This window comes from Emticicia sp. 17c (assembly GCF_037153985.1).
GTDB lineage: Bacteria > Bacteroidota > Bacteroidia > Cytophagales > Spirosomataceae > Emticicia.
This window is the reverse complement of record NZ_JBBAYI010000002.1, coordinates 138,209-164,758: the sequence shown is the minus strand read 5'-3', so window position 1 is coordinate 164,758 and position 26,550 is coordinate 138,209. Positions and strand designations below refer to the sequence as shown.

Below are 26,550 nucleotides of genomic sequence, written 5' to 3'. Positions count from 1 at the left end.
CGCTACATGATTATATTCGTTGTTTTTCTGGCTATTGTTTTCATTATTCTGTCTTCAACAGTTCTTAAACTACACCCTTTGGTTGGGCTTTTAGTAGCGGCTTTGGGTGTAGGTATTTTTGCAGGAATACCTATCGATAAACTGGCTGAAACCATTGGTAAAGGTTTTGGCGAGTTGATGTCAAAAATTGGCTTAATGGTTATTCTGGGCTGTGTGATTGGGGCAATACTCGATAAGTCAGGAGCAGCCATTAAAGTAGCAGATATTATTCTGAAACTGTTTGGTGAAAAATATCCGGCATTTGCCATGTCGGTTATCGGGGCCATTGTAGGCATACCTGTTTTTTGCGATTCAGGCTTTATCATTCTGGCGAAACTCAACAAAATCGTAGCCAAAAAGACAAACAAACCCCTTGGTACAATTGCTATTGCGCTTTCAGGAGGGCTTTTTGCAACACATACATTGGTGCCTCCAACACCCGGGCCATTATCGGCAGCGGGAAATCTTAATTTGACACATGGCATAGGTCTGGTAATTCTGATAGGCTTGGTAGTATCAATTCCGAGCTTGTTCTTATCTACATGGTTTGCTCAGAAATATGCCCGAAATCTGGCTATTATTAAAGACCCTGAGGAAAACTGGAACGATACCGACCATAAAACACTACCATCAGGCTGGAAGGCCTTCATGCCCATATTGTTGCCTATTTTGTTAATTACTATTGCATCGTTTGCCAAAATTCTGGATTCAAATGGAACAGGGGCCAATACCAGCACCTTTGTGCTGAACAAAACATTTATCAAATGGCTGAGTTTTTTGGGTAGTCCGTTAGTTTCGTTCCTGATAGCTATTTTTTTCTCTTTCTCGTTGTTTCCTGAAAAACCATTCGAGAAAATATTTGCCTGTTTTAAAAGCGGTATAGAGCATTGTGGTACAACGCTGGTGTTGGTAGGCGCAGGTGGAGCTTTTGGGGCAATTCTGAAAGAAACAGCTTTAAACAATATGGTAAAAGATTGGCTTGTTGCCAATCAGACCTCTGGCGTTATGTTCCTGCTTATTGCATTTGTGGTGGCAGCGTTTTTTAAAACAGCACAAGGGTCAACCACTACTTCAATGTTGCTGACATCGAGCATTCTGGCTCCGCTGCTTGCTTCGATGGGCTTTTCAGAGCCTTTAGATTTGACACTACTTGTGATGGCCATAGGAAGTGGCGCCATGACTGTCTCTCATGCCAATGATGCGTGGTTCTGGGTGGTTTCGCAATTTACAGGGCTAACCCAGCGTGATGCCTACCGAACGCACACCGTGCTTTCGGGTTTACAGGGTATTACAAGTTTACTAGTGGTTTGCTTCATATATTTTCTGACACATATTTAATAACCACGCTGATAACAAGTTGAAAAAATAGTAACTAAATCTGCTTGAAACGTGTTATACTATTTTACTTCCGAATAATTATGCTTACTCATGGAAGAGACTACTAAACTTGATAAAATTATTGAAGCGAGAATGAAACTGAAAGCTCGCTTTGAAGAAAAAATGAAAAATACGCCATCGGTAGCAGATGACCGACCGATGGGAAAAGGACCTGTAAACCGCCACGGAATGCCACAATTACCAGTAGGGCAGACTATTACCCAAAAATGGCCTGTGCTTGACTTGGGGTATCATCCGAATATTACGTTAGAACGCTGGCGGCTGACAATTGACGGAGAGGTTGAAAACCCTGTTGTACTCACATGGCAGGATTTTATGGACTTACCACAGGTAGAGGATACCAGCGATTTTCATTGTGTAACTACGTGGTCAAAAATGGATATGGTATGGAAAGGAGTAAGGCTCATAGATATAGCGGCTTTGGTACAGCCTAAAGAAACCGCCACCCATATTATGTGTTATGGTTATGATACTTACACAACTAATGTGTCGATGGAAGAAGCCTTGAAACCTGATGTACTTCTGGCACATACCGTTTATGGCGAGCCACTCGCCAAAGAACACGGTGGCCCAGCACGTATGATAACCCCCCAGTTATATGCCTGGAAGGGCTCAAAATGGATAAAGCGAATTCAGTTTTTGCCTAAAAATAAATTAGGCTTCTGGGAGGAACGAGGTTACTCAAATACTGCTTATCCGTGGCGAAATGATAGATATAGCTGAGATATACATAAAAAAAGGAGTCACATAAACTTATGCGACTCCTTTACGTTCTAACCTTTATTTATCACTATTCTTTGTTTTCTGGTAAACTTACTCTCTTTACAGTTCCATCTTCTCCTTGGGTAACCATCACAAAAACAACACCTTTTTGTTTACCAATGTTTACCTGACCTACATATTCGCCCGTAAAATCTTTTATTTCTTCTTTTGCTACCACGTTTCCTTTCAGGTCTAGCACTTTTATGCTTACATCGCCTTTCTGTTGGCTACTAAAACGAATATTCAATACCTCTGTTTTAGGGTTATTAGGATACACATCCAAACCACGGATAGTTTTGCTTGCGGCACTGCCATCAAAAGCAAAAACATCAGGCAAGGCACGGAATTCAAACTTCAGGTCACGACCCATCTGATTGAGGTCATTCTCCAGCCCTTCCATGTTCAGGTCAAGATTCAAATCTTCCATAACATCGTTATTTCTGCCTCCATCCCGACGATATACCCGTACACGTGGTTTGTCTCTGATAGTTATTTCGTCATCATTATGCTTGAAATTTCTGGTACGAGGTCTTTCTGTGTCAAAACTGAAGTGGTCATCTTCTTCGCGCGTATAATCTCTGTCTTCATTGTCAGAAAAACTTTCGACTTCTACTTTTGTACCACGCACGTTATCTTTATTTTTTGCCATTACAGAATCTTGATATTCCTGAATCAGGTTTTCTTTCTGTTTGTCGGTCAAACCTGTGGCATCAAAACTTTTTTCGTGCACTTTGGTTTTACCGTCAATGTCCTGTTCAATCCTGATACGTACAGTACTTTTTTTATCTTTCTTGGTTTGGGCAAATGAAGCTAGAGAGGCAATAGTAAATAGAGCCAATAAGCCTGCTTGTAGAGATTTGCTGAATGTAGCTTTCATAATTTTAATGCTTTTTTTAGAACTTTAAAGTAATAGACAACCTTTGCTTGAATAATGTTGCACAAACATAGCAAACAGGTAGCAGTATTGGCTGTTAAAGTTTCTTAAAAATTGTTAATAAACTATGCTAACTGTCTCAGATACAGCTGAATAGTATTCTCTAGCCCATAGTAGAGCGCATCACAGATAAGCGCATGACCAATTGAAACCTCTAACAAATTCGGGATATTCTGTTTAAAATAAGCCAGATTTTCGAGACTTAAATCGTGGCCGGCATTTACGCCAAGGCCCACTTGCTCGGCTATTTTGGCAGCTTTTGCATAGTCTCTGATAGCCGCTTCTTTATTAGCCGGATAAACGTGTGCGTAGCTTTCAGTATATAACTCAATGCGGTCGGTACCTGTTTCGGCAGCACCTTCAACCATCCGTTCAATAGGGTCAACAAAGATAGAAACCCTACAACCAACACTTTTAAAAGTAGCCACTAAATCTTTTAGTCGTTCGCGGTGAGTAATGGTGTCCCATCCGGCATTTGAAGTAATGGCATTAAGGGCATCAGGTACCAATGTAACCTGTGTTGGTTTGTTGGCAAGCACCAGTTCAACAAATTTTGCCTCGGTCGGATTCCCCTCAATATTAAATTCAGTAGTAACAATCTGCTTCAAGTCATAAACATCCTGATAACGAATGTGGCGTTCGTCAGGGCGGGGATGAACCGTAATGCCTTGCGCACCGAATTTCTCGCAGTCAATGGCTGTTTTAACCACATTAGGCATATTTCCACCACGAGAATTTCTTAAAGTTGCTATTTTATTAATATTTACTGATAATTTTGTCATGGTTTTTGATTTATATAGGAGAAAGGTAAAAGCAAAGCAGAAAAGAAGAAATTGCTGCTATTTCTCTTTGAGTTAATAACTGAATCGTGGCAATAATGAGTTCCCGATATAGAACTAAAATAATATTTCTCTAAATTCATTCTGTCCACCGAAACGATTCCAGATTTTCGGTTGTTGAAAGAAAATTAGGGAATCCTAATCGAATGTACAATAAACTACCAGCAAAATGGCACTAAAAACAGAAATTGACGCACAAATTAAAGCAGCAATGCTTGCTCGTGACGAGGTACGGAAAACAGCTTTGCGCGACATTAAAAAACTAATTTTATTGGAAGAAACCAAAGAGGGAAAATCAGGCGATTTGACACCTGACGAGGAGTTGAAATTATTAACCAAAGCTGCCAAACAAAGAAGAGAATCAGCCGATATTTATCGTCAACAGAATCGCCCTGATTTATTGGAAAAAGAACTGGCCGAACTGGCAGTAATTGAAGAGTTTTTGCCAAAACAATTATCGGAAGACGAGTTGAAAGTAAAATTACAGGAAATTATTGCTCGTGTAGGAGCCTCAAGCCCTGCCGATATGGGTAAGGTAATGGGAGTAGCTTCAAAAGAACTGGCAGGCCTGGCCGAAGGTAAAGCTATTTCAGCTACTGTAAAAACGCTTTTGGCTTAACATATTTACTTTATATTTTGTTATAGTAATGCCATGTTGTTTAGCATGGCATTACTATTTTAAACCAAAAAAGCAATGTTCAATAATTTTGTTTATCAGAACCCCGTAAAAGTTATTTTCGGAAAAGGACAAATTGCTCAGTTAGACAAACAACTACCTAAAGAAGCTAAAATTCTGCTTACCTATGGCGGGGGCAGTATTTTTAAAAATGGTGTATATGAGCAAGTAAAACAAGCCCTGAAAGGCAGACAGGTAATAGAATTTGGTGGAATTGAAGCCAATCCCACTTATGAAACATTAATGAAAGCCGTAGAAATAGGGAAAAAAGAAAACATTGATTTTCTGCTGGCTGTGGGAGGTGGGTCAGTGCTAGACGGTACAAAGTTTATTGCCGCAGCCATTCCGTATGAGGGAGACGACGCATGGCAATTAGTAACAGGCAAGGCCAGAATCAAGACCGCTATTCCGCTGGGTGCGGTGCTTACGTTACCCGCAACTGGCTCTGAGATGAACTTTTTTGCTGTAATAAGCCGTAAAGAAACCCATCAGAAGAAAGGTATGGGGAATCCGTTATTGTATCCGGTTTTTTCTGTTCTTGACCCTGAAACAACTTACTCTCTGCCGCAGCATCAGGTGGCTAACGGTATTGCCGATGCCTTTACGCATGTAATGGAACAGTACATGACCTACCCTGTTAATGCCGAGATTCAGGACCGCATGGCTGAATCGACCTTGCAAACATTAATAGCCGTAGCACCTAAAACCTTAGAGAACCCAACTGATTATGAAGCTCGTGCCAACTTTATGTGGGCAGCAACAGTTGCCTTGAATGGTTTTATGGGAGTAGGTGTGCCACAAGACTGGGCTACTCATGAAATTGGCCATGAGTTAACGGCTTTTCATGGAATAGACCACGGCCGTACGCTGGCAACAGTATTACCCCATTTAATGAGAATAAAGAAAGATGAAAAGCGTGGTAAACTGATTCAGTATGCTCAAAGGGTATGGAACCTGCACGGAACAGACGATGAGCTAGTAGAAGGAGCAATTCAGAAAACAATTGATTTTTATGAATCGCTTGGTGTGCCAACTAAAGCCAGTGCTTATGGTGTAGGCCATGAAACCATCGAAAAAATAGTACAGCGTTTCAAAGATAATAACGTAAAGCTAGGCGAAAGAGGCGATATTACTCCTGACGTGGTAGGCGAGATTCTGGAAATGAGTATTGCCTGATAATAATACAAAAGAGCTTTGATAGTAATCAAGGCTCTTCTTAATTAAAATGAGTTGGCCACATATATGCTTCTTCTGATTAATGAACTAAAAAATATTACAGTAGTACCCCAAACAAAACAGCCCCTCAATCGAAGGGCTGTTTGTTATAAAAATTACAATCTATTGTAACGTATTCCTTTATCTTTAAATTTTTTATTTCACTACTTTCATGGTACCAAACATGAGTCGCCAGTGCCCGGGGAAAGTACACACAAAAGGGTAGTCTCCTACCACTGTCGGTGCCGTGAATTTAAGCCGATACGTTTCGTTCGGATTCACCAATGGCGTAGCCGCTACCACTTGCGGAACATTCGGCACATAATTCTTTTCGGCTGCGTCTTTTTGGGTAATCATTTTATCTGCCGCTTTTCCGATAATTTCCATGCTTTTAGGCTTACCAATAACAATATTGTGTTGCATGGCATCGGGGTTTTCAAAAACCAACACTACTGGTTTTCCGGCTTTTACGGTAAACTCCTTTTTATCAAACTTCATCTCTTCTTTAATCGATTTGATAGTGATAACGATAGCATCTTTGTCGTCGTCGGCATTACTGCTTTTTAAACCCCATGCAACCAGTAGTTTATTTAAGCGTTCGGCATTAGTTTCTGTAAGCCTGTTACTCAGCGAGGTTAAAAACTTCTGATTATCGGCTGTAACAGTTCCTTTTTTACGAGGATTCCAGCCATTCGACATTCCTTTTAGCAAGGCTGTATTTTCAGTAACCGGAAGTTTATCCCAATACTTAAGCATGGCTGCCAGTGTATCGGCAGGCATAACAGAAGCATAACTTTTAACGGCTCTTTCAAGGGCAAAAGTTGAAAGTTTTTGCGCCTGCTGGAATGTAATCTTCTTGCTATAAAAGTTATTTTTCTCGTTATTTTCTTCAATTTTGTTTTCGTAATCAACCATAATGCTAAAAGTGTAATCTCCTGCTATATCGGTTGAAAAGAAGAAGTCGCCAGACCAAGGGCCATTAGTGTTTTTTGAAATAGTGACGGTTTCGCCCGGAGCTATACCTGTGTTATGTACCATACTCCAGATGGTTGACTTCTGGTTTTGTCCGGTAATATCAATTTTTAAAGACACCACATTGCCTTTTTTTACTGAATCCTTGCCATTATTCTTTACATCAACAAAATATCGCATTCCTTCACGCACATAAGGCGATGCCGGCTCTGCACGTAAATTAGTAATTACTAAATCAACACCATTGGCAGGGGCTGGTAAAGGCTTGGTAGCTTCTTTGCTGCTTGCCGTAGCAGAAGTACCATGATTCATGGCTGAGTGGTCATGGTTCATAGGCATGGGCTGTGCATTTGCTAGTTTGCTCAGGTATTTTTTCAATAAAACCGATTTATGGCTGGTTAGGGCAGCGGCAAAGGCATCAGGTAGCCAGCGGTCGTTACTTTCGGTTGCTTGCTCCATGCGTGTCAGAAGAGCTTGCTCTGAGGCCGTTGTGAGAGGTAGTTCGCTTAACGCTAATACGGCGTTCAGTACTACTAAAGGTTCTTTGTTATTCAGTAAATCGTTTTGCAGAATAATATCTACTGAGCGTGTATCAGCAGGTAGCACTTGTATCGCGTTTTTCTGTACGGCCCATGAAGGGTGTTTCAAGGCTCCAATTACGGCGTTTAGTGCTTCTTTATCATTTTCAATAGCTCCAAGCCCTTTTAATGCCCAAAGTGCATGAATAGCTGCCGTATTCAGCCCTAGTTCATCAACTGAAGGGTCTTTTATTAAATCTATCAAAGCCGGAACTACGTCTGTTTTGCCACGTTCAACCAATAATCTTTGTGCGTGGGTACGCCAGAACATATTGCTATTGCGTAAAGCACTGATAAGTTCTTCGGGGCGGTCTTTACTGAGCGACAACGGCGTATAAGCGGGGGCTTCTTTCCAGCCTACTCTATAAATACGGCCGTGGGTATAATCGCGCAAATCGGTTTGGTAAGCATTGCCTAACCCGTTTTCAAAACCTTTAGGTACGGGGTTATGCTGAATAATAAAGCTATACCAGTCGGCTACCCAAACAGCCCCGTCAGGGCCAACTTCTGCAAATACAGGAGCAAACCACTCGTCGGCGCCTGCCATCAGGTTGAACGCCTCTTTATCTTCGTAGTTAGTTCCTTTTTTCTCCATAAAATTTTGGTGAACAATATGCCCTGTTGGTTCAGTTACGAAGGCAATCTGATTCCAGTAGTTTTTTGGGAACGCTCTTGCTGTATAAAAATTATGCCCCGATGCTGCCGTAAAGCCTCCGAAAACATCTACCTGTCTTACTTTGGTAGTAATAGGTTTCATGTCTTTGTGTGTGTCGGTTGAGCGGCTGCCGTTGTCGGTATTAAAACCAGGGTTCAGAAAGTTTTTATGCGGAATAGCCATATACCAGCCATGTGCATTATTGGCCGTAGACCCAAATACATCGCCGGCTTCGTTAAAGCCCATACCCCAAGTATTGTTCGATGTACTGGTTACCCATTCGAGTTGTGAGCCATCGGGTTTGAAGCGGAACAAAGCCTGCCCGAATTTCAGGCTATCGGCTGAGCCTACTTTTCCTTTAAAGCCCGAATACCCTACACAACCCCAAACCCAGTTATCGAAGCCGTAGTGCAGGTTTGATGGCCCCGCGTGGGTATCGCCTGTGCCAAAACCTGTAAACAGAATTTTCTTTTCATCGGCTTTGTCGTCTCCGTCAGTGTCTCTCAGGAAAATCATGTGCGGAGCCTGTGATACTATCAGGCCACCATTGGCAAATACCATTCCTGTGGGTATACTCAGGCCGTCGGCAAAACGGGTAAATTTATCAGCCTTGCCATCTTTGTTTGTATCTTCACAAATCAGAATGTAGTCACTTCCGCCTGTATCTTTTCTTTCGTTAGGGTAATCTTTCGTAATAAGCACATATAGTCGGCCTTTTTCATCCCACGACATAGCAATCGGGTGCTGCACGTTTGGTTCGGCCGCAAACAGGTCGAGCGTAAAATCGGCTGGCACCTGTATATGCTTTATCGATTCTTCAGGCGAGAGCGGCAATTGCTGCATTTGCACACCCGGACGTTTTTCGTAGTTAGGAAGTTTGGCTTCTCTGTATGCAAAAGGTTGAGGATTAAGGGCTGCATGTGCTGCTCTTGCGTTTTCGTCTACGGCCCAAACAATGGCATTATAAAGTAATTGTTGAAAATTACCGTTGCTCCATGTGTTGTCGTCGTGGCCGTAGGCGGTATAAAATACACGTCCTTTGCCATAAGTACGGGTCCAGGTATAAGGCTCAATATTTGTTTCAGGGCGGTCGCTGGTTTGGTCTGCTTTTATTTCACGTACCATCAGCACGTTGTTGTCGGGCTGCAAGTGGCTATGCAGATAAGTTTCGTCATACGTCCTGATTGGCCCCAAGTCTTTTACTATGAGGTGTGTTGGCAATACTGTTTTAGCCTGAATGGTGTCCATTTTATGCCGCCAGAATTGCCCGCCTACCATTTTTACATATTCGGGCGAATTGCGAAAACAAAAAGAGGCGCAGTGAATAGGTAAAATACCTTTGCCAGAGGCAACATAGTCGAGTAGGGCTTTTTCAGCTGCTGGCGTGATTTCGTCCCAGTTGGCATAAATCATCAGGGCATCATATTTTGCCAGATTTTTTGGGTTTATATCTTCCAGATGGTCGGTATAAGTGAAGTTTACTCCTTTAGAACCCAAAGCCGCCATTAATGTAGGAAGCCTTTCGATAGGGCGGTGATGGCCGTTGTCGCCTAAGAATAAAACCTCCAAACGGCGAGCTTTTTGCGCTTGAACGCCTTGCCAAAGCAAAACAATCAAGAGTATTAACGTTTTTTTCATGAGATGTTTAAATGTCAGCGTTTTAATACTTGTAGTGATAGGCAGCAGAAGGGGCGAAATAACGTTTCGCCCCTGTTATATTTATGCGTTTTGGAAGTCAGGCAAATACATGATTTTGCCACCTTGCAGAGCAGATTCGTGAGCCAGAATACCCACGCTAGTCCAGTTTGCTGATTGAACTGCATTCGGGAAAGGGTCACGGTCTTCGATAAGGGCCATAACAAACTCATGTGCCAGATGCGGGTGTGACCCACCATGCCCTGAACCCTGCGTGAATGACAAGTGATTGTTCTCGCCTAAGTCATAAACACCTTTGGTCGTAAATGGCTGAATACCCTCTGGTAACAGATGGGCGTAATCTGGTACGGTTACTTTTTCCGGAATTTCATGTTCAGGCTTTTTAGCTGTATGAATGATATGCTCTTCATGCTCAATTAATGCCCATTCAAACGATTTCTTAGAACCGTATACCTCAAAACTTTCTCTGTACTGGCGTGCTACATCGAATAATGAACGGTATACATAAGCACTTAAATCGCTATCTTTAAATTTGATATGAGCCGATTCAACGGCAAATGGTGAATTATGTATCTGAGCCAGTTCTTCGCGGATAGTTCCTGAGCCAAAGCAAGATACATACTCGGCTTCGAGTTTTAATAAACCGGCCACAGGCCCTACACAGTGGGTAGCATAGTGCATAGGTGGTAAACCAGGCCAGTAGTCAGGCCAGCCGTCCATATCTTGCTGGTGGCTTGCTTTCAGAAACTGTACTTTGCCAAGCTCGCCTTTTTCATAAAGTTCTTTTACAAATAAAAACTCACGGGCATACACAACCGTTTCCATCATCATGTATTTTTTACCCGTTTCTTTGCAGGCTTTTACAATGGCCATGCAGTCTTCAACACTGGTAGCCATAGGTACAGTGCAGGCCACGTGTTTGCCTGCATAAAGGGCTTTCAGGCTTTGCTCAGCATGATTCGGAATCGGAGAGTTAATATGTACAGCGTCAATATCGGGGTCTTTTAGTAGTTCGTCATAGTCAGAGTAGCGTTTTTCAATACCAAAAGCATCACCAATCTGATTTAGCTTTTCCACATTACGTTGGCAAATGGCATACATATTTGTATGTGGGTGGCGTTGGTAGATGGGGATGAACTCGGCACCAAAACCAAGCCCGATAATAGCTATATTAATTTTTTTTGACATGGGTTGAATTATTTTAATTGAACTTCAAATCTTTTCAAAGCAATGTATTTTGCTTGGGTGTATTATTTACAGCCTAATAACCTGAAAATCAGGCTAGGCTGTTTTTTAAAAATGCAAGGCTGTCGGTCATTAATTGCGTTTCCGAATCGAACATTTTACGCCATATATTGGCTACTGCCAGTTTCTGGCTGAATGCCTCTACCGATAACCAGCCATCATAGTTAATTTCCTGCAAGGCTTTAAAAACCTCTTCCCAGTTTATGTTTCCTTGGCCTACTGTACTGCGGTCATTTTCAGAAACCTGCACATGTATCAGATGTTTTGATAGTTTCCTGATAGCATCGCCAAGATTTTTTTCTTCAATATTGGCATGAAAAGTATCAAACATTATTTTACAGGCAGGGTGGTCAATGTCTTCTACGAGTTTGATTAATTCATCGCTTGACGATACCAGATAACTCTCAAAACGATTCAGGTACTCTAGCCCTAACGTAATTCCGAAGCTATCGGCATAATCGGCCAGTTCTCTGAGATTTTCTACGGCCCATCTCCATTCTTGTTCGGTAGGTGGCTGCCCTGTAAACTGCCCCAAAGCTGAGTGATAAGGCCCGTTAAGTAAATTAGCCCCCAAAACCAAAGCACAATCAACGGCTCTTTTGTTACGCTCCAGTGTAGCTTTTCTGACGGCGGGGTCAGGGCTTATCTGGTTAAAGTCCGGCCCGCAGATGGTTACGGCAATTCTATCGAGTTCCAGTTCATCCAGTTTCTGCCGCCAGTTATACCAGTGCTGTGGTTCTGTATCAAAAATAGGTACTTCTACGCCATCAAAACCCATCTCTTTTATTTGTTCCAGTACCGGAAAAAGGTCTTCGTTAATCTCTGTCCCCCATAAAAGGAGGTTCATCCCAAACTTCATGCTGATATGTTTACAAGTTTCATATTACAAAACTATCTTAAAAAAGTACAAAAAAATAAGCCTAATTTTACTAATACTGACTGTATTTTGACTTTATTTGTTTTTATAACGTAATTTAGTGTTAAAATTCAGAATGCAAGCTTATGAAACCACTGCTCAAAAAATCGGTCGAAAGTGCTGTTTATTCTTTTACACTCAAAGAGCTTATAGAGCCACATTTCGACCCGAACTGGCACTTTCACCCGCATTACCAGTTGTTTACGGTTCTGGAGGGAAGCGGTACACGATTTATCGGAGATAATATCAAACATTTTGAAGCAGGCGATACCGTGTTTCTTGGGCCAAACGTGCCACATCTCTGGCAAAGTGACCGAGTTTATTTTGAGCATAATTCCGGTTTACGAACGCATGGCATTGTTATTTATTTTACTGAGGATTTTCTGGGAAATGGATTCTTTGAAAAAAGCGAAATGTATGGGCTGAAGCAGCTACTCGAAAGCGGAGAAAGGGGGCTGGATATACTCGGCTCTACCAGAGAATATATCAGGCATGAATTGCAGCAACTTAGTCATTCGGAAGGTTTTGAACGAATAATGAAGTTTTTGGCGATGCTTCATGAGTTATCACAATCAACCGAATATGAGTATATAGCCAGTTTTGGTTATGTAAACACACATAAAGTTTCAGAAACAGAACGTATGCAGAAAGTACACGAATATGTAATGAAACATTTTAAAGAAGAAGTCCGGCTGAGCGAACTGGCCTCACTAGTAAGCATGAGCGATTCTGCTTTTTGCCGATACTTCAAGAGCCGAACTAATAAGACTTTCTTTGATTTTATAGCCGAAATACGTATTGGTCATGCCTGTAAGCTATTGCACGAGGGCCACCTGAGCGTTACACAAGTGGCTTATGAAAGCGGCTATAATACTATTTCTAACTTTAACCGTCAGTTTAAAGAAATCACAGGCAAAACACCTTTTATGTACCAGAAAGAATATGCCAAAGGGCCTATTTAAACACCATTCAGCCTGCCGCCATCCACAGGAATACTGGCTCCATTGATTGACGCAGCCGCTGGCGAACATAAAAAAGCAATAACGGCACCTGTTTCTTCGGGAGTTGTAAAACGCCCGATAGGAATATCTTTTATAAGGTCTTGCTCAACTTCCTTGATACTTTTGTTAGTGGTTTTGGCTCTTGTTTCGTTTATTTTTTCCAGACGTGTAGTAGTGGTATACCCGGGCAATACATTATTGGTTGTAATGCCATACTTGCCCAATTCATTTGCCATTGATTTGGCCCAGTTGCCCATTGCCCCACGAATGGTGTTCGACACCCCCAACCCAACAATAGGTTGTTTCATACCTACCGAAGTTATATTTACAATACGGCCGAAACCCGCACTTCTCATAAAAGGAACTACGGCTTGGGCTAGTAGCTGCGCAGCAAGAACATGCGCCTGAAAAGCCGCATTGAACTGCTCAAGGTCTGCCTCGATAATAGCACCAGCCGCAGGGCCACCCGTATTATTCACTAAAATATGTACTTCGGGGTATTTGGCTAAATGTTTATCTATACGAGGTTTTATCTGGCTCGTTTTAGAAAAATCAATAGTTAAGTAACGGTGCTTCTGGTTTTTCTTACGTGGAAGCGTCTTTACCACATCTTTTAATTTTTCTTCGTTGCGGGCTATTAAAGTAATATTAGCCCCTAGCAGAGCCAGTTCTATGGCGGCGGCTTTACCAATGCCTTGTGTGCTGCCACATACCCATGCAGTTTTGCCAGTTAAATCAAGATTCATGCGATGCGTTTTTTCTCAAAGGTAGTGCTTTGTACCCTCATAAAAAATAACAACACCACTTATAAAGTAATAAAAATACCCAAACCTCATAAAACCAATATGAGGTTTATGAGGTTTGGGAGTATACGGGCTTTCGGTTGTCTATTGCTTGGCAAAGACCAAATCAACGGCTATTTTAATTTCGTTCGAAATCATGTTTTCTTTCATCTGCGACAGAAAATTATATGCCTTATAAGTAACGCCCCATCTGGTGCGGTCAATACTTATTCGCCCTTGTGCCTTTATTTGTGTTTTATCCTGATAAATAGTGGCCGGAAACACGATGGCGTTCGTACTACCCCTTAATGTAAGATTACCCGTTACGGTATATTCATTAGGTTTGGCACTTGCTATAACTTTAGTAATGGCAAAGTTTGCCACAGGAAACCGCTTTGTATCAAAAAAATCTTCTGATTTGAGGTGGTCTGCCAGATTTTTCCGGCCTTTCTCATCTTTTATGTCAGTATTTACAATACTATTCATGTCGATAATGAAATTTCCTCCTTTAACCTTGCCGTCAGGAAAAGTAATTAAATTGCCCGCGCTTACAATCATTGTTCCCTGATGCCCGCCGCCAACTACTGGCGAGCCTTGCCAGATAATCTGGCTTTTATCGGGTAGTAATTTAAAGGTAAGGTCAGCAGTTTTTGTTTGTGTAAAGGCTTGTGTAGCAAGAAATAATAAAAAAAGTGATAGCTTCTTCATAAAAACTAAGTAACAAATTATAAACAAATACACACTTCGGCATGAGGCCGAAGCGTGTAAAACTTTATTTCACTGCAATTTCATTATGTGGCAAAGCGTGTTTGTCATCAACAGTAAGCAATACTATCTGGTCGCCTTTTTTACAATGCGATAAAATATTTTGCACTTCTACGGTCATGAAATCTTCTTTTGAAAATAACTTAATGGTATTGGTTTCTTTTTCACGGATAGCAACCTTGAACGGAATTTTATCAATAGCCTTGCTTTCTTTTTCGTTGAGCTCTACTGTATTAACTGTCAGAGGGCCAGTTGCCTTTAAAGAAATTTCATTTTTGTAGCCCGTTTTTGTATATTGGTCTACAATCATTTTATTGCCCAGAAAGGCAGCCGAGCAAACCTGTTGGCTAAAAGCACCGGTAGCTAGGGCAGAACAAAAAAATGCGGTTGCAATAAGTTTCTTCATGATTGTTTTCTGTTTGATTGAATAATGAGCCAAATGTATGGTAGATAAAGCCAGCAGAGGTAAAACGAATGTAAAAAAGTGTAAAACGTATGTAATTCTAATAAAACTGACTCATCTTTACTTTATTTTTGTCAGATTATGAAAGCAAAAATTTATATCACTGCACTAGCTGTTTTTGCGGCTATTGCCTTATCAGCAGGAACGCTCGTTGTAAGCAATTCGGAGGAGTTTTTAGAGAAGCGTGCCATACTGGTTGTACGTGAAATCGGGCATCAGTTATTGTTGCACGCGGGCGATTCTACGTCGAGGGTTTTGCCTGTTAAAAAATTAGACGCGCATACTTTTCAGCTCGAATTTCAAAGCCAGTTTTCGTTTTTTCCCGACACACTTGTGAAAATTATACATCAGCGGCTGGGCAATGCCCAATTACCCCTCGACTACATGGTGAACGTTTTTAACTGCTCGAGTGGTGATATAATATTTGGTTATGAAGTACGCACACAAAACAATAGCATTATGCCATGCTTGGGCAGGGGCCAACCTGTTGGTTGCTATAAAATACAGATAGCTTTTACAGGAACTTACGGCTTACCAAAATTTGTAAACTTCTGGTGGATACTAGGAGGAATACTTATAGGTGGTATACTTTTTTCATTATTTAATAAAAAAAATATTCAGCAGCAAAAACAGCCTGAACCTGTTGAAGAAACGCCTTCTATCACCATCGGGAAGTATGCTTTTTACCCTGAAAGGAGTTTATTGGTGAACGAAAAAGAACAAGTGGAGTTGTCGGACAAAGAAACAAAAATATTGAGCATATTTGCCACTAACCAGAATCAGGTTGTGGAAAGAGACAGGCTGCTCAAGGAAGTATGGGAAGATGAAGGGGTTTTTGTAGTAGGGCGAAGTTTAGACGTATTTGTATCGAAACTGAGAAAAAAACTTCAAGGCGACGAAGCCGTTAAAATTTCAAATGTACACGGAAAAGGATACAAACTAGAAGTAGCCGGATAAGCCAGAATATACATAAAATGCCTTTTGAGAAGATATTCGGATATTATACCTCAACAAATGAGGAAAATATTCCATTTATCCCGATAAAAGGCCGTTTCAGGTAAATTTACTTTTCCGTGAATTTTATTCTATTTTTCTTGCTAAAATTCGTAACTTTACCGAAATTATGGGGGAGTATATAATAAAGCTACTACAACGCCTGTAAATGAATATTTATAGGTCTTATAAAAAAGCAACTAGGCTTATGGAAGAAGAAATAATTGAAATAGAAAGATATTCTGAAAAAGAAAAATACGCCGTTTTTGATAAAGAGTTCATGCCCCACATTGACTCAATGTATAACTTTGCTTTTCGCCTGACAAATGATGAAGATGATGCCAATGACCTTGTACAGGATACGTACCTGAAAGCATTCCGGTTTATCAATTCGTTTGAACGTGGAACTAATGCAAAAGCATGGTTGTTTAGAATTCTGAAAAACAGTTTCATTAACGACTATCGTAAGAAGAGCAAAGAGCCTTCTAAAGTTGATTATCAGGACGTTGAAACTACCTACAACTCGGTTGAAGATGCCGAGATGGAGGCAACCACCGACTTGCGTACTGAAACTGTGCAGGATATGATTGGCGACGAAGTAGCCAATGCATTGAATAGCTTGCCAGTTGATTTTCGGACAGTAATTATCCTTTGTGACATCGAAGGTTTTACTTACGAAGAAATGGCAAAAATTCTGGATATACCTATCGGAACGGTAAGGTCCAGATTACATAGGGCGAGAAATTTATTGAAAGAAAAACTGAAAAGCTATGCTTCTTCGATGGGTTATAAAACCGACGAACTGGCAGAGCAGAGCTGATGCGGCGGGTCTGGAAAAGACTATTAAATTGAGATATTAATTCTATAATAACGTGCCAACAGCCCTAAGTGCTGAAAGCATATTTAAAACATTTTATTGAGGGAAAATATGTTGTCCCCTAAACATTATACCAATGAAAGAAAGGTGTGAAAATCATCAGAAGTGTATGCAGATGATACAGGCTGTACTTGATGGGTCGGCAAGCCCTGCCGAAATGGAACATTTTAAATTACACATGGACGACTGCTTGCCTTGTATAGAGGGTTACAAACTTGAAAAAAGTATTAAAGATGCTCTTCAGGTAAAAATGGAAAAGAAATGTTGCCCACAATCAACAGTAATAGATATAAGATCGAAAATTGGGCTAGGTTTGTTGATATTAGGATTTTTGTTTGTAGAAGTAAAACTGTATCATTTATTATTTAGTTGTTGATTTCACTATCTTTGCAGGATATTCAGCCATCAGATTTTAAAATCTGATGGCTTTTTTGATAATTTTCTAGCTACTCACCCTGCCAAAGCAGGGCATAAATGATTTTCAATGAAAGGCAAAGCCATTATATTTTGCGCTCCCTCAGGTTCGGGCAAAACAACCATTGTGAAACATCTGATTGATAAATACTCGAATCTGGGTTTTTCAATTTCAGCCTGCACGCGTGATAAACGCGGGCGTAACGAAGAAAATGGTAAAGATTACTATTTTCTGAGTATTCATGACTTCAAGGAAAGAATTGATAACGAAGAGTTTATTGAATGGGAAGAAGTGTATCCGGGTGCTTATTATGGTACTTTGAAGTCGGAAATTGAAAGACTTTGGGATGAAGGCAAGAATGTGATTTTCGATGTGGACGTAAAAGGTGGGTTAAACCTGAAAAAGTATTTTGGCGATAACGCCTTGGCTATTTACGTAAAAGTACCGTCGATGGAAGAATTGGAAAAACGCCTCAGAAACCGCGGAACCGACAGCGAAGATAGTATTTCAAGAAGGCTCTATAAAATGAAATTTGAAATGGAGTTCCAGAATAGATTTGATGTGATTCTGCTAAATGATGACATAGAAACCTCTTGGAAAAAAGCCGAAGACCTCTACGAAAGTTTTGTAAGGAACGAGTTGAAAATTGAAAAAAAACCTCTAGAGATTTAGTTAAATAGTGGCACGGCCTAAAACCGTGCCACAGTTATTTTATTAATGCAGGAAGTGTCTTACACCTGTTAGCACCATTGCTACGCCATTCTTGTTACAGAAATCAATTGAATCTTGGTCACGGATTGAGCCTCCGGGCTGAACCACAGCCGTAATGCCGGCTTCGTGTGCAATTTCTACGCAGTCAGGGAACGGAAAAAATGCTTCAGATGCCATTGCAGCTCCTTTCAGGTCAAAGCCAAATGTTTTTGCTTTATCAATGGCCTGTTTTAAAGCATCCACGCGTGAGGTTTGCCCTACACCACAAGCTAAAAGCTGCCCATCTTTGGCTAACACTACGTTATTCGATTTCAGGTGTTTGCATATTTTCAGGGCAAATTCGAGTGCTTTTACTTCATCCTCGGTTGGTGCTTTTTCGGTAGCTACTTTAAAATCTTTGCCTGTTTCAATTGCGTTGTCTTTATCTTGCTCCAATACCCCATTCAGAAGCGTACGGAATTGCTTCTTGCTCAGCTCAACAGGTTTTCTGATAAGCAAACGGCGGTCTTTTTTCTTTTTCAGAATGCTTAAGGCTTCTTCATCGAACGATGGGGCAATTAGTATCTCAAAGAAAAGTTTGTGAAGCTCTTCGGCAGTTGCAACATCAACATGTGTGTTGGTGATAATTACCCCCCCGAACGCCGAAACGGGGTCACAGGCAAGGGCATTTACATAGGCTTCTTTAGCTGTCGGAGCCGAAGCAACACCACAAGCATTGTTATGTTTGATAATTACAAACGAGGTTTCGCTAAATTCATCAATTAAACGCACACAGGCTTCAACATCCATCAGGTTATTATACGATAACTCTTTGCCATGAATCTGCTCAAACATCTGGTCTAAATCGCCGTAGAAAGTAGCGGCCTGATGCGGGTTTTCGCCATAGCGTAATTCTTTTTTCGGAAGGGCAGCAAAGTTCTGAACAGTGGTGTATACATCGTTGCTGAAATAAGCATGAATGGCCGTATCATACTGCGAACTCATGGCAAAGCCTTCCATGGCATAGCGGCGGCGGTCGGCTAAGTCAGTAGCACAACCTTTTTGGTGCAGAATATTATACACATCATCATACTGATTACGCGACGATACAATTAATACATCGTTAAAGTTTTTAGCTGCTCCACGAATCAGAGATATTCCACCAATATCAATTTTTTCAATAATATCTTCCTCATTTGCGCCTGAAGCAACTGTTTCCTGAAAAGGATATAAATCTACAATTACTAAATCAATAGACGGAATTTCAAACTGAGCGGCCGTTTGTATATCTCCTTCATTATCGCGGCGGTAAAGAATGCCACCGAAAACTTTAGGGTGAAGTGTTTTAACACGCCCACCAAAGATTGACGGATAGCTGGTTAAGTCTTCTACGGCTGTAACCGGAATACCCAGATTTTCGATGAAACTTTGTGTGCCTCCTGTCGAGAAAATCTGTACATCGTGTTCATGAAGAAGTTTAACTATTTTATCTAAACCATCTTTGTAATAAACCGAAATAAGAGCCGATTGTATCTTCTTAGTCATTTTGGAATGATTTTTGCAATGTATTATGATAATAATGTAAAGGTCTTGTGCCAATCTTTTGAAAGTCTGGCAAAAAAAACGAAAGTGCAAAATTAGTGCTTTTTCGCAATACGACAGCATTTTTCGATAAACATTAAAAAATAGTGTTTATTGCTGCCAAAAATAGACTTTTGAGGGCTTTATTGAGGGAGTTATAAGTTTGCTCAAAAAAGCAATATCCCGAAAAAATACAAATTCGATAAAAAGATTTCTTCAGGTGTAAAGTAGTGGAGGAACGAAATATCCTCGCTACTGAGCGTTTCTATACTCATGCAAGTTTTCGGAAGGAGACTTGCATTTTTTTTGCCCTAAAAAAATTATGTTTACATACGGGGTTTCCAAGTAATTTCTTCGCTTTGTAGTTCCTGCGTCATCATACGTGAAAGTACAAAGAGATAATCAGATAAACGATTAAGGTATTTAATAATCGTTGCATTTACTTCTTCTTCGCCCCCTAGCCGAATCGTGAGCCGTTCGGCTCTACGGCATACCGTTCGTGCAAGGTGTGCAAATGAAACAGACTGATGCCCACCCGGTAAAATAAAAGCTCTGAGCGGAGGGAGTTCGGTATCCATTTTATCCATTTCATTTTCGAGTAGAGCAATATCTGCTTCTGTTAAAGTCGGAATAGGTCGTTTTCTGACCTGCTCAGGTTCCGAGGCCAAATCTGCACCAATAGTAAATAGCCTGTCCTGAATTTCTTTCAATAAATCGCGGCGCATTTCATTAACGGGCTGGTCTCTTACCAACCCTATCCATGCGTTGAGTTCGTCAACGGTGCCATAGCACTCAATTTTTAAATCTCCTTTACTTACTCTTCTGCCGCCTACGAGCGATGTAGTTCCTTTGTCTCCGGTTTTAGTGTAAATTTTCATTTGCCTGCCAGAAAATCTTTATAAGTACTGCACTCCTGAATTAGCTGATTTTCGTAATTGGTTTGTTGATACTTGGTTTTGAGCAAATTCAGATAAGTTGAATATTTTTCTTTTTTTAAAGTTGATAAAGTCTGTTTTATTTCTGCTTCTTTTTTCTCTCGTTCTGCCTCAGGAAGTAAATACAGGTCATCGTCATATAACGCATGAGAAGCTAGGGCATATCTTATTTGTTGGCAGGTGGCTGCCAGATAACACGCTTTAGCTGCATATTCGGCGTTAGGTGCGGTCTTCATGGCTTTATCGAAATAGTGTAAAGCCTTTTCAGAGGTATAATAGTCGTCGTTTTCGTTGGTTTCTTCTACACTACTCCAGCCTCTGCGAAGCAGAACCCAGCTATTGCCAAAGTAGCTCATATTATAAGAGCCACAGCCTAATAACAACCAACTTTCATAATCGTTTGGATTTTTGTTTACTTTTTCCTGTAATTCGGCCATTCGGAGAGCAAACGACAGCGGCGTTACCCTCTGTTTGGGGTTGGCATCGCCCAAGCCATTTAAATGAAAAGGATTTACATCTAAATAGGTTTTATAAGGCTCATCTTGCCAGATTGATGTTGAAACATGTTTCCACGAGTCGGCAGCTTTGGCATAATTATGTTCAGACAAGGCTCTTCGACCCAATACAGTGTACAGATAGTTATTATCTAGTTTCGTAATTTTTACAAGCCTTTTGTCAAAATCGCTAGGCTTACTTTTATTAAAGAAATCGAGTGTATAATTAATAGTAGCCGAAGAAGTAGAATCTTCAATGGCATACATGTTTGTACTGCTCATAAAAGAGGCTACATCTACCCAGCCATCTCGTTGTGCAGTGTACCCCAGTTGTGAAGAAGCCAGAATCGACAGAATAAATGCCTTTGCTCTGTTTTCGGGGCTGGCAGTTGTCACAAGTGTTTTGGTTTGACTGGTTCCTTCTTTAGCTTTTTCTTTTTTGCCAAAACAACCCGAAAGCCAGCCTAACGATTCGTTTTCTTTCGGTGATGCTGTTGTAGTAGATGCTACCCCGTTTTGGCCTTCCGAAAACTCGTCGGGAGCATTCAGCCCTAAGTATTTGGCCGCCATAATTTTACAGGCCGCATTGAAATTATTAGCTGTTCTGAACTTGTCCGAACGAGCAAAGCGTTCCAGAAAAGGAATTACGTTTTGCTCCATTTCTGGCGTTACCGTTGGCGATTCAGTTACTGCCAGAATCAGCTCCTGCATACCAATCTGGTCTTGTATTCCCTTGTCGGCAGTCGGAATAGCCTTTGCTTTCGCAATTAATTCATGGCTTTTTTTGTAGTCTTTGGCTATGAAAGTCAGATATGCCGCAGCAGTATACCAAAACGGCGACTGTTTTAACTCAGGTTTTTCGGCTGATTCGAGCGAAAAAGCCAATAGTTTATTAAAATAACCTGGGGCATCAGTTTTCATATTCACCTTTTTCAGCGAATCTAAACCCCAGAAGTCATATTGCAGGCTTTCAGGGTTATTAAAGAAGAAATATTCGTTTTTGTTAATTTCGCGAGCCATTACAAATTCAAGCATTGGGTGCTTGGCATCTAACTCGCGTATTTCTTCTAGCATTGGCAAAGCATCCTGAAAAGGAAGTACTGCCGTAGCAGCATATACATTAGCTTTTTCAGCATTGGTTTTACAAAGTTTCAGGGCTTCGTCTTTCAGCCTCGGTAAAAAAATACGCAGGCTCAAATGCGCTTCTTTGCGTCGGGTAGGAGCTGTTACAAAAACCTGTGAAAAATGATAATAAGCCTGAGTTGAATCTTTGGCGTGCATATAAGCCCCAGCCACGCGCGAATGAGCCCAGTCGCTTATAAAGGTTTTAGCCTGAAGTGGCTCTACCATTTTCTGATACAGTTCGATACTCTTCTGCGGATTGCCCATCATATCAGCCAGTTTTACAGCCTGATACCCCAGTCTTTCTTTCACGAAAATATCTTTACTCTGGCTGTACCTGCCCTCAACGTCGGTTAGCCAGTCTGCATATTCTGAGGAGTTGGCTTTTGGGGTGTTCTCATAATCACCGTCGGCCGCTTCAATCTTTTTTGCCAGAATCAGATACTCGCTGGCTTCGGTTTTTCCTTTTTGTTGTAAAGCACTACTCAGGCCAAGTGTATTTTTGTTCTCTTCGTTCGGATAAAGTTCGTCAGTAACTATTTTTTCAGACACACCTGCATATTTTGCCCAAGCTTTTGTGTTTTCTGTCTGGTCAGGCGGAGAAGTTGCTTCGTCGTCCCAGTATTCAGTGGTATCATACAAAAACTGAGACGTAAAATTATAAGGGTGAAACTGCGCTTCGTTACTGGCACTCTCGGGCGAAAAAAAGCTCTTGAACTCGTCGTAGTCAAAGGGCATAGGGCCGCAGGCCATCAGGAATAAAATAATAATAGATTTAGTTCGGTAACTCAAACGAAAGAAAGATTTGTTGAAGCTGGGCATGACTGTAATTAGATACGGTATTGGGGTCTAAATAATAGAATGCAAATGTAAGTTTTTGTGTTGAAATTTGTTTACTTAATGCTTTAGAACCTTTTAAAAGTTCTTCGTATTCAACTTCTTCTGCCCGAATTATATCGCCTTTACGCAAGGAAATCCCGAAGGCCTGCGTATCATACAAGACAGTATATCTGTTGCCATCTTTTTGTAGGAAATTCTGCTGGGCAAGCACTTTGCTACCTAGCTTGTTTACTACTGTCATGAAACGATTATTACGGTAGAAAATTGCCCAGTTAAACAAGGGAAAAACAAGGTCAAGTGCCAGCGGATACTGGCTTAGTGTGGCCGTATACTGTGAGGCCGCATCGAGGTCATAAATAGAGTTTTTAATCTGTGTTTTTTTCCAGTCCGACATATTATAAAACATGAGCATTCCTCGGTCAACGGGCGGAATCCCCGTTTTATGGGCAAACTTAATCTGGTGTAGCCTGATGGTAGCCGATAGAGTTTTTTCTGCGCTGTATTTCCTGAAGAGTTCCAGTAATTTAAAGTATTTCAGTTTTGTGCTCAGAGTCCAGTCACAATCAAACTGAATTTCTGAAAAAGACGGTGCTTTCCAGTTATTTCTCAGTTGGGAATCGATAAGGCTTGCCAGCGAGTCGAGATATTTTTCAGGTGTACGTTGAAGTGTCTGGTTAGTAATAAATACAGCCGGAACCACCACCATGTTTTTCGGAATAGGCTCATCAAAACGTACGGGAGCTTTTATGGTGGCTTTGTTTCGGGTTAAATCCCAGTCTACATCAAATGCTTTTATATATAGCTTGTTAACCTTGCAGGCAGTAAGCATTTGTTTTTCGCTTTCGCTTAGTTGAAAAGAAGATTTCCAGTAATAAAAAGCTCTTGTAACATCTTTAGGAGGAGTGTCCGACTCACAAGCCAAACAAAGCAATAAAAACAAAAACAAATACAAACGCATGTAGATAGCTTACCGAAAAAGTTTAACAAAGATACTAATCTCTTGAATGAAATGAGTTTTTTTAATAAAAATCTAATTCTCTGCTTTAACTTTGTGGCATAAAACTAATCGCGCTACACGATATGTTCTGTTTAAGTAGTTGTTTAATAAAGTAGCTTATAACCTAAAATTACCCACTAATGTCAATATCACACATATTTTTTAATTTCTGGCGTAAAGTTTCTATGCCATTACTGGCTGTTACGTTAATTATATGCTATTTTACTTTTCCTGATAATGTGGCGGTGCATCATACCTCGTCGGGGCGGCCAGATGGGTATATCGACCGACAGGATTTCTTTTATATTTCGTTTGGGGTTATTATAGTCTTTAATTTGTTGTTGAACCTTTTGAAAAATCAGGTCGAAAAACTGAATTTTGCTCAGATAAATCCTAATAGCATTTGGGCGAAGGATTCAGACGCACTTAAAAAACTATTAAACAGTTGGTTCGATGCCTTCATAGCTCTGGTAAATACTTATATGGTTTTTGCCTTGATAGCCCTGAGCCGCATTAACCGCACAGAAGACCAGAAACTTGATATTAACTATGACTGGTTTGTTATGGCAGGGGCTGCGCTTCTGTTAATTATTATTTTTTATTTACCTATCAGGTTGCTTTACACTAATCCCTCAAGTAAAGAAGCCTAGTACATTTTTCCGGCTAAGTGTATGACAGAAATAGATTTAGAAAAATATACGTATCATTTGCCCGATGAGCGGATAGCCCGATTTCCCGTCGAGCCAAGAGATGTTTCTAAACTGTTGGTATACAAGCAGTCAGAAATAAAGGAAGATAAGTTTTATCGGTTGGTGGGGTATCTGCCGAAAGATGCTTTTCTGGTATTTAATAATACAAAAGTAATACCGGCCCGTTTGTTCTTTCAGAAAGACAGCGGTGCTTTAATTGAAATATTCCTGTTGAATCCGGTTGAGCCTTCGAGTGTTATTTCGCAGGTAATGGAAACAACACAAAGCTGCACATGGGTTTGCATGATTGGCAACAAAAAACGGCTAAAAGGAAAACTGCAAGGCAAACATACAATTCATGAAACAGACGATTTGGTGCTGGAAGCCGAACTCATCGATAGTGAAAAAAATCATGTGCGGTTTTCATGGAATAACGCCACACTAACCTTTGCTGAAATTGTAAAGTATTTTGGGCAGATTCCGTTACCACCTTACCTGAAACGCCAGACAGAAGAAAAGGACTACGAAACTTACCAGACTGTTTACTCAAAAAACAATGGCGCAGTAGCTGCCCCAACCGCAGGTTTACATTTTACCGAAAAAGTTTTGTTCGACTTTGAGGAGCATGACATCAACTATGATTTCATTACGCTGCACGTAGGCGCGGGTACTTTTCAGCCAATTAAGGTGCAAAATGTAGTCGAACACCAGATGCACTCTGAGCAGATTGTGTTTGAAAAAGCTTTTGTTGAAAGGTTATTGAAGTACCATACTTTTGTTATTCCTGTGGGTACAACCTCTATGCGTTCGCTAGAGAGCCTGTACTGGTTTGGGGTGAAACTATTGCAGGGAGACGAGACATTTTTTATAGAAAAACTATTTCCTTATCAGGATAAACAGGCTGTGAGCATTGAGGCTTCCTTGCAAGCTACATTGCAGTATATGAACAGCAAAAATATTGAACAACTTGTTGGCGAAACCGAGATTTTTATATTTCCCGGGTATCAGTTTCGGGTTTGTAAAGGAATAATTACTAATTTTCACCAGCCCGATTCTACCTTAATTCTGCTTGTAGCGGCATTTGTAGGCGATGATTGGCGAAAAATTTACGATTTTGCCCTGAAAAATAACTTTCGTTTCCTGAGTTATGGTGATTCTTCGCTACTGATTCCGTAATTTTGCCAATCAAAATTCGTTATGGTTAAAAACCACTATTCTAAAATCTCTTTTAATATTCGCTGATGAAACAATTATTTAGTCAAGGCCATACAAAAAATACTTTTTTCTGGGGTTTTACCTCTGTTTTAGTTTTCGTTAGTGTATTGTCATCTGCTCAGATACGCCCCCTTAGCCAATACGGTTTCAAAGTAGGCACAGGCATTTCAAAAACTTCTATTATTGATAACCAGACCAACATTATACCTAAGTTCAGAAATGATTTTAATGTCGGGCTGTTCTATCGTCGGAACATCAATAAATTCAGTGTTCAACCAGAGTTATACTATCAGGTAAGAGGTGGGAGTTTCAAAGCAAGCACTAATTTTGCCGAAACAGGTAACCTTATTCTGCGTAACTACTACCGTTATGTAAGTGTACCTTTATTGTTCGGCTACGAAGTAGCCAGAAATATATCAGTAGTAGCCGGCCCCGAATATGGCGTAGCTTTAAACGCAGGCACTTCACACGGGCCTTATAATAATACAGACTTTAATGTGGTTGCGGGGGTAAGAATTGATATGCTTGACATTGCTCATTTGTTTAGTATTAATATCCGTTATGTGCACGGCTTGTCAAATACAACTAACAAGACCTATACATTGGCTGATAAATCGGTTATTCCGTTAAACTTTCAGAACAGAACTTTACAGATTTCGGCTACTTATAATTTCAGCGATTATTACAACTGGTGGAGAAAACACGGTGTGAGCAAAAAAAAGAAGTAATTCATGATGATTTGTTAAATCGTTCGTAAATTTGCAAAAGATTAGTGCCACGCCCATAAAAGCGTGGCACACTTATTA

General features: G+C 40.6%; 24 protein-coding genes. 12 read left to right on the top strand and 12 right to left on the bottom strand.

Annotated features, from left to right (window positions below):
- Positions 1 to 6 precede the first annotated feature (6 nt).
- Both WAA15_RS05230 and WAA15_RS05225 read left to right on the top strand, forming a co-directional pair.
- Positions 7 to 1,377: a GntP family permease gene (locus tag WAA15_RS05230; RefSeq protein ID WP_337041499.1), complete on the top strand. Its 1,371-nt coding sequence runs from the start codon at positions 7 to 9 to the stop codon at positions 1,375 to 1,377.
- Between the two features lie 90 nt (positions 1,378 to 1,467).
- The gene (locus tag WAA15_RS05225; RefSeq protein WP_337041498.1) at positions 1,468 to 2,160 is read left to right on the top strand and encodes a sulfite oxidase-like oxidoreductase; all 693 of its coding nucleotides are present in this window, start codon (positions 1,468 to 1,470) and stop codon (positions 2,158 to 2,160) included.
- 67 nt (positions 2,161 to 2,227) lie between these two features.
- On the opposite strand, the gene WAA15_RS05220 is transcribed toward WAA15_RS05225, so the two are convergent.
- Both WAA15_RS05220 and WAA15_RS05215 read right to left on the bottom strand, forming a co-directional pair.
- Positions 2,228 to 3,076 carry a T9SS type A sorting domain-containing protein gene (locus tag WAA15_RS05220; RefSeq protein ID WP_337041496.1) on the bottom strand — a complete coding sequence of 283 codons (849 nt, stop codon included), beginning with the start codon at positions 3,074 to 3,076 and terminating at the stop codon, positions 2,228 to 2,230.
- 122 nt (positions 3,077 to 3,198) lie between these two features.
- Positions 3,199 to 3,915 carry a pyridoxine 5'-phosphate synthase gene (locus WAA15_RS05215; RefSeq protein WP_337041494.1) on the bottom strand — a complete coding sequence of 239 codons (717 nt, stop codon included), beginning with the start codon at positions 3,913 to 3,915 and terminating at the stop codon, positions 3,199 to 3,201.
- 226 nt (positions 3,916 to 4,141) lie between these two features.
- Between WAA15_RS05215 and WAA15_RS05210 the strand changes: the two genes are divergently transcribed.
- A complete protein-coding gene (locus WAA15_RS05210) occupies positions 4,142 to 4,591 on the top strand; it encodes a GatB/YqeY domain-containing protein (protein WP_337041492.1) in 450 nt (149 codons plus the stop codon).
- Between the two features lie 75 nt (positions 4,592 to 4,666).
- The gene (locus WAA15_RS05205; RefSeq protein WP_337041491.1) at positions 4,667 to 5,824 is read left to right on the top strand and encodes an iron-containing alcohol dehydrogenase; all 1,158 of its coding nucleotides are present in this window, start codon (positions 4,667 to 4,669) and stop codon (positions 5,822 to 5,824) included.
- A 195-nt stretch (positions 5,825 to 6,019) separates the two neighbouring features.
- Here WAA15_RS05205 and WAA15_RS05200 read toward each other — a convergent pair whose 3' ends face one another.
- From WAA15_RS05200 to WAA15_RS05190, 3 genes are all read right to left on the bottom strand, one after another.
- On the bottom strand, positions 6,020 to 9,706 hold the full coding sequence (locus WAA15_RS05200) for a PVC-type heme-binding CxxCH protein (RefSeq protein WP_337041489.1): 3,687 nt from the start codon (positions 9,704 to 9,706) through the stop codon (positions 6,020 to 6,022).
- A gap of 81 nt (positions 9,707 to 9,787) precedes the next feature.
- Positions 9,788 to 10,912, bottom strand: a complete 1,125-nt coding sequence (locus tag WAA15_RS05195; protein ID WP_337041488.1) for a Gfo/Idh/MocA family protein — start codon at positions 10,910 to 10,912, stop codon at positions 9,788 to 9,790.
- Between the two features lie 88 nt (positions 10,913 to 11,000).
- On the bottom strand, positions 11,001 to 11,828 hold the full coding sequence (locus WAA15_RS05190; RefSeq protein WP_337041487.1) for a sugar phosphate isomerase/epimerase family protein: 828 nt from the start codon (positions 11,826 to 11,828) through the stop codon (positions 11,001 to 11,003).
- Positions 11,829 to 11,971: 143 nt separating this feature from the next.
- Between WAA15_RS05190 and WAA15_RS05185 the strand changes: the two genes are divergently transcribed.
- Entirely contained in the window at positions 11,972 to 12,847 is an 876-nt protein-coding gene (locus tag WAA15_RS05185) for an AraC family transcriptional regulator (protein WP_337041486.1), read from the top strand.
- Here the strand turns inward: WAA15_RS05185 and WAA15_RS05180 are convergent.
- From WAA15_RS05180 to WAA15_RS05170, 3 genes are all read right to left on the bottom strand, one after another.
- The gene (locus tag WAA15_RS05180; RefSeq protein WP_337041484.1) at positions 12,844 to 13,632 is read right to left on the bottom strand and encodes an SDR family oxidoreductase; all 789 of its coding nucleotides are present in this window, start codon (positions 13,630 to 13,632) and stop codon (positions 12,844 to 12,846) included. The two genes, WAA15_RS05185 and WAA15_RS05180, sit on opposite strands and share 4 nt — an antisense overlap.
- Before the next feature lie 141 nt (positions 13,633 to 13,773).
- A complete protein-coding gene (locus tag WAA15_RS05175; protein WP_337041482.1) occupies positions 13,774 to 14,376 on the bottom strand; it encodes a YceI family protein in 603 nt (200 codons plus the stop codon).
- Positions 14,377 to 14,440: 64 nt separating this feature from the next.
- Positions 14,441 to 14,839, bottom strand: a complete 399-nt coding sequence (locus WAA15_RS05170) for a hypothetical protein (RefSeq protein WP_337041481.1) — start codon at positions 14,837 to 14,839, stop codon at positions 14,441 to 14,443.
- Positions 14,840 to 14,977: 138 nt separating this feature from the next.
- Here WAA15_RS05170 and WAA15_RS05165 point away from each other — a divergent pair, with 138 nt between their 5' ends.
- The 4 genes from WAA15_RS05165 to gmk all read left to right on the top strand — a co-directional run bounded on the left by WAA15_RS05165 (position 14,978) and on the right by gmk (position 17,853).
- Positions 14,978 to 15,853, top strand: coding sequence for a winged helix-turn-helix domain-containing protein (locus WAA15_RS05165; protein WP_337041480.1), 876 nt, complete (start codon positions 14,978 to 14,980; stop codon positions 15,851 to 15,853).
- Positions 15,854 to 16,097: 244 nt separating this feature from the next.
- Positions 16,098 to 16,709, top strand: a complete 612-nt coding sequence (locus WAA15_RS05160; RefSeq protein ID WP_337041479.1) for a sigma-70 family RNA polymerase sigma factor — start codon at positions 16,098 to 16,100, stop codon at positions 16,707 to 16,709.
- Between the two features lie 133 nt (positions 16,710 to 16,842).
- Positions 16,843 to 17,142: a zf-HC2 domain-containing protein gene (locus WAA15_RS05155; RefSeq protein WP_337041477.1), complete on the top strand. Its 300-nt coding sequence runs from the start codon at positions 16,843 to 16,845 to the stop codon at positions 17,140 to 17,142.
- 108 nt (positions 17,143 to 17,250) lie between these two features.
- A complete protein-coding gene (gene gmk / locus WAA15_RS05150) occupies positions 17,251 to 17,853 on the top strand; it encodes a guanylate kinase (protein WP_337041476.1) in 603 nt (200 codons plus the stop codon).
- A gap of 42 nt (positions 17,854 to 17,895) precedes the next feature.
- On the opposite strand, the gene purH is transcribed toward gmk, so the two are convergent.
- The 4 genes from purH to WAA15_RS05130 all read right to left on the bottom strand — a co-directional run bounded on the left by purH (position 17,896) and on the right by WAA15_RS05130 (position 23,801).
- Entirely contained in the window at positions 17,896 to 19,416 is a 1,521-nt protein-coding gene (gene purH, locus WAA15_RS05145) for a bifunctional phosphoribosylaminoimidazolecarboxamide formyltransferase/IMP cyclohydrolase (RefSeq protein ID WP_337041475.1), read from the bottom strand.
- Between the two features lie 362 nt (positions 19,417 to 19,778).
- On the bottom strand, positions 19,779 to 20,330 hold the full coding sequence (locus WAA15_RS05140) for a cob(I)yrinic acid a,c-diamide adenosyltransferase (protein WP_337041473.1): 552 nt from the start codon (positions 20,328 to 20,330) through the stop codon (positions 19,779 to 19,781).
- Positions 20,327 to 22,795 (bottom strand): hypothetical protein, encoded by a 2,469-nt coding sequence (locus tag WAA15_RS05135; RefSeq protein WP_337041472.1) that lies wholly within the window; start codon positions 22,793 to 22,795, stop codon positions 20,327 to 20,329. The genes WAA15_RS05140 and WAA15_RS05135 overlap by 4 nt, the downstream gene beginning before the upstream one ends.
- Positions 22,779 to 23,801, bottom strand: coding sequence for a hypothetical protein (locus tag WAA15_RS05130; protein ID WP_337041470.1), 1,023 nt, complete (start codon positions 23,799 to 23,801; stop codon positions 22,779 to 22,781). The genes WAA15_RS05135 and WAA15_RS05130 overlap by 17 nt, the downstream gene beginning before the upstream one ends.
- Before the next feature lie 179 nt (positions 23,802 to 23,980).
- Between WAA15_RS05130 and WAA15_RS05125 the strand changes: the two genes are divergently transcribed.
- From WAA15_RS05125 to WAA15_RS05115, 3 genes are all read left to right on the top strand, one after another.
- Positions 23,981 to 24,490, top strand: a complete 510-nt coding sequence (locus tag WAA15_RS05125; RefSeq protein ID WP_337041469.1) for a hypothetical protein — start codon at positions 23,981 to 23,983, stop codon at positions 24,488 to 24,490.
- A gap of 21 nt (positions 24,491 to 24,511) precedes the next feature.
- Positions 24,512 to 25,705, top strand: a complete 1,194-nt coding sequence (locus WAA15_RS05120) for an S-adenosylmethionine:tRNA ribosyltransferase-isomerase (RefSeq protein ID WP_337041468.1) — start codon at positions 24,512 to 24,514, stop codon at positions 25,703 to 25,705.
- A 65-nt stretch (positions 25,706 to 25,770) separates the two neighbouring features.
- On the top strand, positions 25,771 to 26,472 hold the full coding sequence (locus WAA15_RS05115; protein ID WP_337041467.1) for a porin family protein: 702 nt from the start codon (positions 25,771 to 25,773) through the stop codon (positions 26,470 to 26,472).
- Positions 26,473 to 26,550 lie beyond the last annotated feature (78 nt).

Coding starts and splice junctions, on each gene's coding strand:
- WAA15_RS05230 (WP_337041499.1), top strand. CDS start 7: ATGATTATATTCGTTGTTTTTCTGGCTATTGTTTTCATTATTCTGTCT.
- WAA15_RS05225 (WP_337041498.1), top strand. CDS start 1,468: ATGGAAGAGACTACTAAACTTGATAAAATTATTGAAGCGAGAATGAAA.
- WAA15_RS05220 (WP_337041496.1), bottom strand. CDS start 3,076: ATGAAAGCTACATTCAGCAAATCTCTACAAGCAGGCTTATTGGCTCTA.
- WAA15_RS05215 (WP_337041494.1), bottom strand. CDS start 3,915: ATGACAAAATTATCAGTAAATATTAATAAAATAGCAACTTTAAGAAAT.
- WAA15_RS05210 (WP_337041492.1), top strand. CDS start 4,142: ATGGCACTAAAAACAGAAATTGACGCACAAATTAAAGCAGCAATGCTT.
- WAA15_RS05205 (WP_337041491.1), top strand. CDS start 4,667: ATGTTCAATAATTTTGTTTATCAGAACCCCGTAAAAGTTATTTTCGGA.
- WAA15_RS05200 (WP_337041489.1), bottom strand. CDS start 9,706: ATGAAAAAAACGTTAATACTCTTGATTGTTTTGCTTTGGCAAGGCGTT.
- WAA15_RS05195 (WP_337041488.1), bottom strand. CDS start 10,912: ATGTCAAAAAAAATTAATATAGCTATTATCGGGCTTGGTTTTGGTGCC.
- WAA15_RS05190 (WP_337041487.1), bottom strand. CDS start 11,828: ATGAAGTTTGGGATGAACCTCCTTTTATGGGGGACAGAGATTAACGAA.
- WAA15_RS05185 (WP_337041486.1), top strand. CDS start 11,972: ATGAAACCACTGCTCAAAAAATCGGTCGAAAGTGCTGTTTATTCTTTT.
- WAA15_RS05180 (WP_337041484.1), bottom strand. CDS start 13,632: ATGAATCTTGATTTAACTGGCAAAACTGCATGGGTATGTGGCAGCACA.
- WAA15_RS05175 (WP_337041482.1), bottom strand. CDS start 14,376: ATGAAGAAGCTATCACTTTTTTTATTATTTCTTGCTACACAAGCCTTT.
- WAA15_RS05170 (WP_337041481.1), bottom strand. CDS start 14,839: ATGAAGAAACTTATTGCAACCGCATTTTTTTGTTCTGCCCTAGCTACC.
- WAA15_RS05165 (WP_337041480.1), top strand. CDS start 14,978: ATGAAAGCAAAAATTTATATCACTGCACTAGCTGTTTTTGCGGCTATT.
- WAA15_RS05160 (WP_337041479.1), top strand. CDS start 16,098: ATGGAAGAAGAAATAATTGAAATAGAAAGATATTCTGAAAAAGAAAAA.
- WAA15_RS05155 (WP_337041477.1), top strand. CDS start 16,843: ATGAAAGAAAGGTGTGAAAATCATCAGAAGTGTATGCAGATGATACAG.
- gmk (WP_337041476.1), top strand. CDS start 17,251: ATGAAAGGCAAAGCCATTATATTTTGCGCTCCCTCAGGTTCGGGCAAA.
- purH (WP_337041475.1), bottom strand. CDS start 19,416: ATGACTAAGAAGATACAATCGGCTCTTATTTCGGTTTATTACAAAGAT.
- WAA15_RS05140 (WP_337041473.1), bottom strand. CDS start 20,330: ATGAAAATTTACACTAAAACCGGAGACAAAGGAACTACATCGCTCGTA.
- WAA15_RS05130 (WP_337041470.1), bottom strand. CDS start 23,801: ATGCGTTTGTATTTGTTTTTGTTTTTATTGCTTTGTTTGGCTTGTGAG.
- WAA15_RS05125 (WP_337041469.1), top strand. CDS start 23,981: ATGTCAATATCACACATATTTTTTAATTTCTGGCGTAAAGTTTCTATG.
- WAA15_RS05120 (WP_337041468.1), top strand. CDS start 24,512: ATGACAGAAATAGATTTAGAAAAATATACGTATCATTTGCCCGATGAG.
- WAA15_RS05115 (WP_337041467.1), top strand. CDS start 25,771: ATGAAACAATTATTTAGTCAAGGCCATACAAAAAATACTTTTTTCTGG.